The sequence below is a fragment of the Methanobrevibacter sp. genome (assembly GCF_045603845.1).
Lineage (GTDB): Archaea > Methanobacteriota > Methanobacteria > Methanobacteriales > Methanobacteriaceae > Methanocatella.
Genome location: NZ_JAZUMY010000091.1, coordinates 1 through 8,876, shown reverse-complemented (window position 1 = coordinate 8,876; position 8,876 = coordinate 1). Strand labels below are relative to the sequence as shown.

At 34.1% G+C, this 8,876-nt stretch carries 13 protein-coding genes and 1 rRNA gene; 1 reads left to right on the top strand and 13 read right to left on the bottom strand.

The window, feature by feature from the left end:
- The 12 genes from ACKI2W_RS09090 to ACKI2W_RS09035 form a co-directional block, all read right to left on the bottom strand.
- A partial coding sequence (locus ACKI2W_RS09090) for a hypothetical protein (protein WP_407381382.1) occupies positions 1 to 636 on the bottom strand: 636 nt, incomplete at its 3' end.
- Positions 637 to 648: 12 nt separating this feature from the next.
- On the bottom strand, positions 649 to 1,152 hold the full coding sequence (locus ACKI2W_RS09085; protein WP_407381380.1) for a hypothetical protein: 504 nt from the start codon (positions 1,150 to 1,152) through the stop codon (positions 649 to 651).
- A gap of 31 nt (positions 1,153 to 1,183) precedes the next feature.
- On the bottom strand, positions 1,184 to 1,741 hold the full coding sequence (locus ACKI2W_RS09080) for a hypothetical protein (RefSeq protein ID WP_407381378.1): 558 nt from the start codon (positions 1,739 to 1,741) through the stop codon (positions 1,184 to 1,186).
- A 31-nt stretch (positions 1,742 to 1,772) separates the two neighbouring features.
- Entirely contained in the window at positions 1,773 to 1,907 is a 135-nt protein-coding gene (locus ACKI2W_RS09075; RefSeq protein WP_407381376.1) for a hypothetical protein, read from the bottom strand.
- On the bottom strand, positions 1,900 to 2,124 hold the full coding sequence (locus ACKI2W_RS09070) for a hypothetical protein (protein WP_407381374.1): 225 nt from the start codon (positions 2,122 to 2,124) through the stop codon (positions 1,900 to 1,902). Before ACKI2W_RS09070 ends, ACKI2W_RS09075 begins: the two co-directional genes overlap by 8 nt.
- Positions 2,105 to 2,407, bottom strand: coding sequence for a hypothetical protein (locus tag ACKI2W_RS09065; RefSeq protein ID WP_407381372.1), 303 nt, complete (start codon positions 2,405 to 2,407; stop codon positions 2,105 to 2,107). Before ACKI2W_RS09065 ends, ACKI2W_RS09070 begins: the two co-directional genes overlap by 20 nt.
- A 202-nt stretch (positions 2,408 to 2,609) precedes the next feature.
- Positions 2,610 to 2,768, bottom strand: coding sequence for a hypothetical protein (locus ACKI2W_RS09060; protein ID WP_407381370.1), 159 nt, complete (start codon positions 2,766 to 2,768; stop codon positions 2,610 to 2,612).
- A 660-nt stretch (positions 2,769 to 3,428) separates the two neighbouring features.
- The gene (locus tag ACKI2W_RS09055; protein WP_407381367.1) at positions 3,429 to 4,325 is read right to left on the bottom strand and encodes a tyrosine-type recombinase/integrase; all 897 of its coding nucleotides are present in this window, start codon (positions 4,323 to 4,325) and stop codon (positions 3,429 to 3,431) included.
- A 32-nt stretch (positions 4,326 to 4,357) separates the two neighbouring features.
- Positions 4,358 to 4,552: a hypothetical protein gene (locus tag ACKI2W_RS09050; RefSeq protein WP_407381365.1), complete on the bottom strand. Its 195-nt coding sequence runs from the start codon at positions 4,550 to 4,552 to the stop codon at positions 4,358 to 4,360.
- Between the two features lie 128 nt (positions 4,553 to 4,680).
- The gene (locus ACKI2W_RS09045; protein ID WP_058738611.1) at positions 4,681 to 5,022 is read right to left on the bottom strand and encodes a DUF86 domain-containing protein; all 342 of its coding nucleotides are present in this window, start codon (positions 5,020 to 5,022) and stop codon (positions 4,681 to 4,683) included.
- The gene (locus ACKI2W_RS09040) at positions 5,006 to 5,302 is read right to left on the bottom strand and encodes a nucleotidyltransferase family protein (protein WP_407381363.1); all 297 of its coding nucleotides are present in this window, start codon (positions 5,300 to 5,302) and stop codon (positions 5,006 to 5,008) included. The genes ACKI2W_RS09045 and ACKI2W_RS09040 overlap by 17 nt, the downstream gene beginning before the upstream one ends.
- Before the next feature lie 110 nt (positions 5,303 to 5,412).
- Positions 5,413 to 5,985: a transglutaminase family protein gene (locus ACKI2W_RS09035; RefSeq protein WP_058738609.1), complete on the bottom strand. Its 573-nt coding sequence runs from the start codon at positions 5,983 to 5,985 to the stop codon at positions 5,413 to 5,415.
- A 329-nt stretch (positions 5,986 to 6,314) separates the two neighbouring features.
- Here ACKI2W_RS09035 and ACKI2W_RS09030 point away from each other — a divergent pair, with 329 nt between their 5' ends.
- Positions 6,315 to 8,603, top strand: coding sequence for an Ig-like domain-containing protein (locus ACKI2W_RS09030; RefSeq protein WP_407381360.1), 2,289 nt, complete (start codon positions 6,315 to 6,317; stop codon positions 8,601 to 8,603).
- A gap of 39 nt (positions 8,604 to 8,642) precedes the next feature.
- On the opposite strand, the gene rrf is transcribed toward ACKI2W_RS09030, so the two are convergent.
- Positions 8,643 to 8,760: ribosomal RNA gene (rrf, locus tag ACKI2W_RS09025) — 5S ribosomal RNA — on the bottom strand.
- Positions 8,761 to 8,876 lie beyond the last annotated feature (116 nt).

Sequence of the window (8,876 nt, the reverse complement as noted above, 5' to 3'; positions counted from 1 at the left end):
GAAATACTTGTCAGTTTTTGCACGATTGAATAGTGCAGCTTCAGTAATTTTCTTTTCATTGACAACAAAACGTTTTGGAATCAATTTTAAAGCAGCTTCCTGAATATGGGATTTTCCGCTGCTTGCTTCACCAAGACATATGACAGATACCGGATTTCCCAAGACGACTTGCCCTGCATATACGGCAGATGCATACAATATGTTGTTGCGTTCACCTGCTGTAAACCATTCAACAATACTGCCGATATAAATCAAAGGTTTAGTTAATGATTGAAGTTTAGTAATAGCTTCCTTCAATTTAACACTATCCTTTTCCTGCTCGGCCTGTTTCTTGTCAGCTATTTCCTGTTCGATGACAGACAGCTCATTTTCATAGTGAAGCTGAAGGAGCTGTTTTACTTCTGCAAACTGATTGTTGACAATCTTCGGATTCATGTCACCTTTTGGATTTACAATCTGTTTGAACTGTCTTGCGACATTACTTTGGGAAGATAATGTAGCTGGAGTTTTATTTAAGTATTCTCCAATCTTATTACCATCTTGATTCTTAAATACATAAGTGACACTGTTAACTTTCTTTCTGTTGATAATAAGAGTTATTGTGTCTTTGGTAGGTAATTCAGCTACATTACTCATTTTATTCCCCATCTATTCTACTTGGACGTCACGTACAATGAAACTGTAATAGACATAGCTTCCGGATTTCTCTTTGACCTGAATTGTCATTTCACCTAAATTGTTTACAAATTGACGGTATTCAGCAAGGTTGACACTTCTTAAAATATTTGATTTACCTACTGAACCTGCATTTTCAAGTTCAAGGATTGAAGTGATAAAGTCAAAGAGTACGCTTCCTTTTCTGATGTTTTTGTGAATGTCACCATCGTTTTTAAGATTAACGTTGATTTCAATGTAAAGTTGATCATCATCCTGGAAGATGTAGAGTTTGAATCTGTTTACGGTTTTTTCTTCACCGTCATCATCAAAGGTGTATGAGGTAACTGAAGACATTTCAGGTCTGCCTCTTAATAAGGTTCCGTCTTCAAAGTCTCTTAATTCTGCTTTTTCATATCCTTCCGGGATTTCCACAATTTCTTCGTAATCTAGTTCTGTACCTGTAAATATTGTCTGTTTTGTGTTTTCAAAACTCATTTTAATTCTCTCCTAAAAATATTAAAGAGGATTAGTTAACATCCTCTTTTAGAAATCTTGATTGACTTACAATCTTTTCAGCTGACACTTCTTCTGCTGACACTTCTCCTGCTCCAATCAGTTCAGCTATTGCACGGTTGGTTGCACGTGTTTTAGCAGTTGACATGATAGTGTGGTCTGAAACTTTGTCCTTACCTCTTTCACTTCTGGAACATAGTGCATCTGATTCCACGCTTCTGCCATTCGGTAGAGTTGCCCTTACACAGTAGTAGGCTTCTTTTATCCTACCGGTTTTTGTCCTTTCCAAATCACGGTCAACAATTGCAGTATCAACATTGAATGCACGGGACAATTTCTGCCATGCTGACTTTTTCTTAAAGTGTCTTTTCACTTTAACGTAGTTTCCTTCCTCATCTTTTTCTTTAACAATTATTTCCTGATATTCTGTATCATTCAGTAATCCTTTACAGAGTTTTTGATAAGCGTCCCATTGTTCAATAGCCACATCAACGTCAGGGACATTATCCACTTTAACTAATTCTGTTTCCTGTGAAACCTGCGGTTCTTCTATAAGTTCTGCTTTTACCATTATCATCACCTTGAAAATTTGGAGGATTAGTTTATAATCCCCCTGTACTTGTTGCTATTCCAATCCAGCCGACAACTGCAGCAACTACCATGCTTCCAATGAAAATCATCTTTGGATTGGGATCCATCGGTTCTTCTTTCGGATATAATCTTGCTGGTTTAGGCATACTGACCAACTCTCCTGATGCAGACTTCAATAATGAAATTCAAATTGATTATTGAAGTCCTTCCGCCTTTTTTGTGAATAACAACTGTTTTATTGTCTGGGAAATTCAATTCATCTGATTTCATTACTACACAATACGGATTTTCATCTGCAGATACAAGTGCGATGAAATGTCCTTCATCAAGATTTCTTTGCATTTCAAGAATTGTACTTTCCATATTTCTCATCCCTTTTGTGTTTGCGAAATCCGACAATAAACGCTTCTCCTCTTATGAATTTGATTAAACCGATATCTCCTTCAGCAGCATATTGGATTAATGACAATAGTTTCTCATGTATTATTGTCTGGTATGCTTTTTTACCGCCATCAACCAATACGATACCGTCATCGTCAATGTAGAGGATTTCGTGCTCAACATCTCCTTTGGCAATTTTGATTTCACCATTGTGAGTTAAAATGCCATGGAAATTATCTTCAAATTGATTAATTGAGGTTGTCATAATGTATCAACCTCAGTTAATGCAAAGGATGAATTGCTGTTCATTGGAATTCACCCAGGTGTTCGATTCTGTCAAAGACCAGCCATATTCTAGCCCATAGGTCTTTTGGGACTAAAACATGGACTTCTCCGTTTACTTCTTGTTCCAACATTATTTTTAGGCTCCTGATATTATCTTAAATTTTTAGTTCGTCTTAGCGTGTTTAATCAAGTCTTATTATCTTGATTCTGTATGACTCGAAGAATTCCCTTTCGTTTCGGATGTTTTCTGATTCCTGAATTTCAGAGATTGTTTCTTCAAGTGCCCTGAAATTATTGAAAATTATTATTTCATTGGGCCGGGGTTTTGCTAGTTCACACATTCTTTTGAATCTCCTTTTTCCCTCATGGGGAGTTAGTGATCAACAGTCTAAAACTCACATGTGGCCAGAAGTCTTTGAAAATAAAAATAGTTTTTTGGTAAAATCAATATTCCATTTTTTACCGAATATTTAGAATAAAATAAGTTTTTTAATTGAAAATCTTTATATATTGCTTAAAATAAACTATTATTGGGTTAAGTTTTGGAAAATATTAATTTTTAACACTGTTTTGCGGCGTGTCTAATTATTTTTATTTTTCTTACTGGCCCACTTATATTCTGCTTATTTTTTTCATGATTTCTGTTTTTTTGATATTTTACCTCCTTAAAGATGTTTTGATGCCATACTGAAAAAAAGTTGTACGAGTGTGAAAAATTGTTCTCACTCATAAAAATTGCTTTCATTCAGTGATGGGTAATCATAGTTTGTCAAAATGAATATATAAACATTACTATTGCTTATTTGATATTAAATTGTTTAATTATTACAGTGTTATACTTGAAGATAAGGCATGTATTTTTCCAAAATTCTATAAACAAATAAACAAAAAAAATATGAAAAAAACTAGAAAAACCTACAATACGAAACTCCCATTATGGGACTATCATGTTGAAAAAATGTAGTTAAAAAAATAAAAAAAATAAAAAATAGAAAAAAGTTTTACGGCGTATTTCTCAAATATCTTTTGATATAATTAATTTCGCCTTTAAGACCAGCCAGTTCATCATTCAATTTCTGATTTTCACTCTCCATTGCCTGAAACTCCGGAGATTTGATGGATAATTTCTCAACATCCAGATTGATTGTGACTGCACCCATATGCTCAATATATTTTTCTCTTAAACGCAAAGGATCTTCCATAAAATAGGAAGTTCTGGTCTGATCCTTTCCCCTTCCCTGAAGCTCATCGATTTCATCCATGCTCAAACCGTCATTGTAAAGCTGGCTTGCATGAAACTTCCTCAGCATGTGGGAACGGAAACGGTTGTATGAACCTGCCTTTCCAAGGTTCAGCTTGTTGTTGATCTTGCCGAAGGTATTGTTCATGTGAGTGGAACTTATATTGAAAAGCGGTGTTGAATTTGTAAGTTCCCTGTCATCAATCACAAGATAGTGAATTATTTCCGCTGTGGACTCCGGACTTGAAAAGGTGGTGTAGTACTTGTTGGTTTTCTGCCTCCTCAGTCTCCAGGACGGAACCACATCATCACGGCCGTGCAGGGCTTCAATAACAGCATCTATATTGTCCTTTTGATGATACTCATAGGTAGCATCAATGAAATCCTGAATGGTAATGTTTAAGGTTTCCCTTTTAGCACATCCGCTGCTTGTCATGAAAAGAATTATTGCTTTCATGAGCGGATTGACCATCTTGAGGATATGTCTAAGCAGTTCCTTATCGGGCAAATCATTATAAGAAATAGGCCTAGGTTTTTTGACATTTTTCTGGTTTAATTTCGGCATTTTGCCGATTTCAACATCAAAACATTCTTCATATACGGTAATAACCCTACTGACATAATTTTTGACTGTTGTGGCGAGATGACCTTTCTTCATCAGATGGTTTCGAAATCCCAGAAGTCTGGCCCTCAATTTTGAATGCTTCCATTTGACTTCTTCTGCTCTTCCTTTTCGGCTTCTTCTAACAGCTGGTAAAATGGTTTTTTATGGTATCTGGAATACAAACCAATGGCGGTGGCGTAGCTTTCATATGTTACATCTTTAAGACATCTCTCATCACAAAAGCTTCTTAAAAGTTGCTCATCTTTTTCGTGCATAATCATATTTATTACTCCATATCAAATCTCTTTTTGCCAAGAGCAAATGATAAGTAATAAATATTTTGTAATGTTTTGCCGGTATACTATACAAAATATTTATTACTTTTTTAATATTTGAATTGAAGATAACTTTAATGATAAAGAATTTTTTCTAAATATTCTTTAATTTCTGGAACATCATCATGCATAACTTCCCAAATTATATCATCAATTATATTTTCATAATTATGGGCAGTGACATTTCTCAATCCAATTAATTGACCCCATTCAATTCCATCATATTCTTCAAGAAATTCATCTGAAAATCTATTGGCAAATTCTCCCATTTGGATTATAACTAATGCACAAGCATCTTTATATAAACTGTCAGACATGTAAATTTCTTTATCATCATCAAATCTATTTAAATAATCAGCAATACGGTCACAATAGTCAATTATGGTTTCTGCACTTCTTTTATCTTTCTCGTTCATATAAAAGAACCTCCTCCTTGCTTATTGCTTCGAGAAATTTTTTATTTGAACTGCCTTTACTAACTACATCAACATGGCAATTAAATTCATCTTCCAAATCTTGGACTAAAGAAACATATTGCAGACCTTTCAAATCACCTTTATCCATTACAAAATCCAAATCACTATTTTCATTGGCCTCTTCCCGAGCGTAAGATCCGAAAAGACTAAAATTACTTATACCATATTTAATTACAATTGGAATAACTCTTTTTCTAATATCATCAATAGTAAAAACCATGAAAAATCACCATAATGTAATGGTCGTTATTTAATCTTATAATTTTTATTAATAATAAACATTTTCAAAAGTGCGACTTTATGAAAAAACACATATTAATGAAATTCTAACTAAAACTCAAAATCAGTTGTAAGCTCCAAGATATCCACACTTTGCATCAGAATATTAACCAATCTTTCATCCAAATCTGCATGGTTATCATGATAGTCAATTTCACCAAGTTCACTTCGGATTGTGTAAGCCAAGCGTTCCTCATTCAAACTGAAAAATGCATTAATATTTTTCTTATTTCCTCGAGCATCAAGTCTGATCCACTTATCTAAATCCTTTATATACACAGTGTTTAAAGCATGAATCATATAACCTTCACTTGCATCATCCGCTCTTGTAAGCAACTGATAACTGATGCCTGATGGAATCTGATTTGCTCTTAGAAGTGCTGCAAGAAGACAAGATTTTGTCCAGCAGATTCCAGTTTTATTTTCAAGCACCTCACTGGCAGTTCTTGAAACCACATCTGTTTTAATGTCCCATGAATGAGAAATTTCATCCCTAACAAAGATGTAACATCGTTTTATATAATCCAGATTATCTTCAGATTGATTCATCAATTCCCGAACCTTATCCTGAAAAAGAGGATTCATGTAATCAATGCTTGGTGTTTCCATCAAATATTCTTCCATGCACTTCTCACCAATATTATAATAGATTAAAAGTAAAATTAAATAAAAATATTGTTTTATTAATTTAAAAAACTTTGTAAAATGGATTTTGCCCGTATACTAACTCTCTTGAATCATCGCTAGCTTACCCTTCGCTCCTCGAGTAACCCTCGAAACGGGCAGCCTATCCAATATTAACTATTTTTTTAATCACAGCAAGCAAAAAACACTTTCTCATAAAATAATTAATTAATATTAGTCAAATATGATATGACATTAAATATTTTATAAAAAATTATATTTAATTATTTTCTTAAAATATAAATAAATCAATAATAAATAGAATATCAATGAGAAAAATAGAACTGATTTTGATATTTATTGCATTAATAATATGCATCTCAGCAGTGAATGCAGAAAGCCCAGATTCATCATATGAACTTATCTTAAGTGATTCACAAATAACGGTTGATGATGAAATAGTTTACGAAGAAGTAACATCAGAAGAAGAGTTCAATGCATCCAACTGCGAATGCTGTTCTTTAATCATCCAGGAAGATGATGAAACAGTGTTTGCTTTTAGACAGGACGGACAGATGACAGGGAATGGAATAGAAATCAACCCTCAGAACTGGAACGGTATGAACATACTGAAACAGGAAATAGACACGCCACACGAATACTTTTTCCATGGAATAATTACTGAAAACGGATGGGTGATCGGTGAAGGAGGAAGCCAGTATAACGATTCTTCAAGAAGCATAGAACAGATTGCCGCTACAATGATAATTAACAATGATATTTCACCAAATTACCTCAGCCAGATAAAAAATATACTTTCAAGATACGGATATGGACACTTTGTTATAAAATCCCCTGATGGAAGATATGGCGCAGCATTTTCAAACACGTATTTAACAGGAACACTGCAAAAAGGACAGTGTTTAGTTGTTCCGAATTATTATTCAAGTTATTATAAAGTGAATTATAACAGATACAGTTCAAATCCTGTGGATGCAATAATAATAATCTGCTCATATGAAAGCTCAGGATACCACAGGAAAAGCATCATGACTTATGATTATAAAACCCATGACACTGAGAACGGAGTATTCTATGGAGTTGATGTATTCGCAACAAACGATAACGGACGCAATGTGGGGCGAAGCACTGCAAATTATATAACTCATTTTTATTTCAAAGGCCAATATTATCCGCCAAGCGTCATTCCTCAAAATCCAGGAAAAATGTTTGCTGGAAGCCATATCTTTGAAACACAAAGACTAAGTCCTGTAATCAGTCTGCTCAATATTGATAGAAATGCGCTAGTTGGAGATGAAGTGCAGATTTATTACAGGGTAAAGCATCTTGTCAGCGGAAGAACAATGGTGTTCAATTTCAATGATGACACTGAATTCGTAAATGCGGTTACATCACATGGAACATACTCATACAATTCACAGCAGAAAACATTATACTGGAGCATTCCGGCAGCCAAAGACAACAGGGACATCATCATCACGTTAAAATCAGGTAAAGTGGGAAATCACAATGTCCATGCATATATCGATGGAATGCATGAAGAGCTTGATGTGACATATTACATAACAGATTATGGAACTCATATCAATGTCAATGACATCAATAAATTCAAGGGCGGATCACAGGGTTTGAATATCCAATTGAAAGACAAATATGATGTGGCATTAATCGGAGAAAAAGTAAGCATCTCGATTAATGGAAAGACATATTCCCGGGAGATTAACCAGCAGGGATACGCATCAATGGCAATAAATTTAGATAGCGGAGAATATGAGGCCGTAATAAGCTATAACGGCAAGTTCGGCAAAAGTCAAAACACATCAAAAATAACCATAAAGCCAACAGCATTCGGCAAAGATATTGAAAAATATTATAAGAATGCAACACAATTTTACGCTTCATTTTTGGATAAAAACGGTAAAACGTTAAAGAACACCAACATTCAATTCAACATAAACGGCGTGATATACACAAGATCAACCAATAATGACGGAATCGCGAAGTTAAACATTAACCTCGAAGCCAACACATACACAATAACATCAATCAATACGGATACCGGAGAACGAACAAGCAATGTCATAGTCGTCAAGCCAATACTTGTCGAGAATAAAGATTTGGTTAAATATTATAGAAATGCATCACAGTATACTCTCAAAGTACTTGACGGTGAGGGAAATGCTCTTGAAAATGCATCAGTAACTTTTAATATAAACGGAGTATTCTATACTCGCAGCACCAATGAAAACGGAACGGCAAAATTGAATATTAATTTAAATCCGGGCCAATACATCATAACTGCACAGTATAATGGCGCATCAGTCTGCAATAAAATAAACGTGCTGGAAAGGATAAGCTCAAAAGACATGTCAATGAATTATATGGACGGAAGCGAGTTTAAAGTAAAAATTCTAAACAAAACAGGAAAAGCTTCACCGAATGAAAATATAACCTTCAATATCAATGGAGTATTCTACAACAGAACCACTGATTTAAATGGAGAAGCAAAACTAAGGATTAATTTAATTAAAGGAGAATATATTATTTCCACATATTGGAATGAATATTCAAAATCAAATAAAATAACAGTATATTAAAAATCTTTTTTTAAAATAAGAATAATTATAATTAGAATAGGCTTGCAGCGAAATGAAATTCCCATAGAAAACCATAGTACACAAACAAAACACAAAAGGACTTCACTACTGGGATCGAAACGAGACCAGGTATAACCGCCATGCTATGACCCCAATACTTATAAATACAAACCAATATGATAAAAATATTAAATTATCAGTACAATTTCACGCAAACTGTTAACACCTAACCAAATTGCTACCAGACCATAATAATTACCATAAAAAAATACA

What these genes read in the sequence shown, in the direction of transcription:
- ACKI2W_RS09085 (WP_407381380.1), bottom strand. Translation starts at nt 1,152, where the DNA reads ATGAGTTTTGAAAACACAAAACAGACAATATTTACAGGTACAGAACTA.
- ACKI2W_RS09080 (WP_407381378.1), bottom strand. Translation starts at nt 1,741, where the DNA reads ATGGTAAAAGCAGAACTTATAGAAGAACCGCAGGTTTCACAGGAAACA.
- ACKI2W_RS09075 (WP_407381376.1), bottom strand. Translation starts at nt 1,907, where the DNA reads ATGCCTAAACCAGCAAGATTATATCCGAAAGAAGAACCGATGGATCCC.
- ACKI2W_RS09070 (WP_407381374.1), bottom strand. Translation starts at nt 2,124, where the DNA reads ATGGAAAGTACAATTCTTGAAATGCAAAGAAATCTTGATGAAGGACAT.
- ACKI2W_RS09065 (WP_407381372.1), bottom strand. Translation starts at nt 2,407, where the DNA reads ATGACAACCTCAATTAATCAATTTGAAGATAATTTCCATGGCATTTTA.
- ACKI2W_RS09060 (WP_407381370.1), bottom strand. Translation starts at nt 2,768, where the DNA reads ATGTGTGAACTAGCAAAACCCCGGCCCAATGAAATAATAATTTTCAAT.
- ACKI2W_RS09055 (WP_407381367.1), bottom strand. Translation starts at nt 4,325, where the DNA reads ATGAAGAAAGGTCATCTCGCCACAACAGTCAAAAATTATGTCAGTAGG.
- ACKI2W_RS09050 (WP_407381365.1), bottom strand. Translation starts at nt 4,552, where the DNA reads ATGATTATGCACGAAAAAGATGAGCAACTTTTAAGAAGCTTTTGTGAT.
- ACKI2W_RS09045 (WP_058738611.1), bottom strand. Translation starts at nt 5,022, where the DNA reads ATGAACGAGAAAGATAAAAGAAGTGCAGAAACCATAATTGACTATTGT.
- ACKI2W_RS09040 (WP_407381363.1), bottom strand. Translation starts at nt 5,302, where the DNA reads ATGGTTTTTACTATTGATGATATTAGAAAAAGAGTTATTCCAATTGTA.
- ACKI2W_RS09035 (WP_058738609.1), bottom strand. Translation starts at nt 5,985, where the DNA reads ATGGAAGAATATTTGATGGAAACACCAAGCATTGATTACATGAATCCT.
- ACKI2W_RS09030 (WP_407381360.1), top strand. Translation starts at nt 6,315, where the DNA reads ATGAGAAAAATAGAACTGATTTTGATATTTATTGCATTAATAATATGC.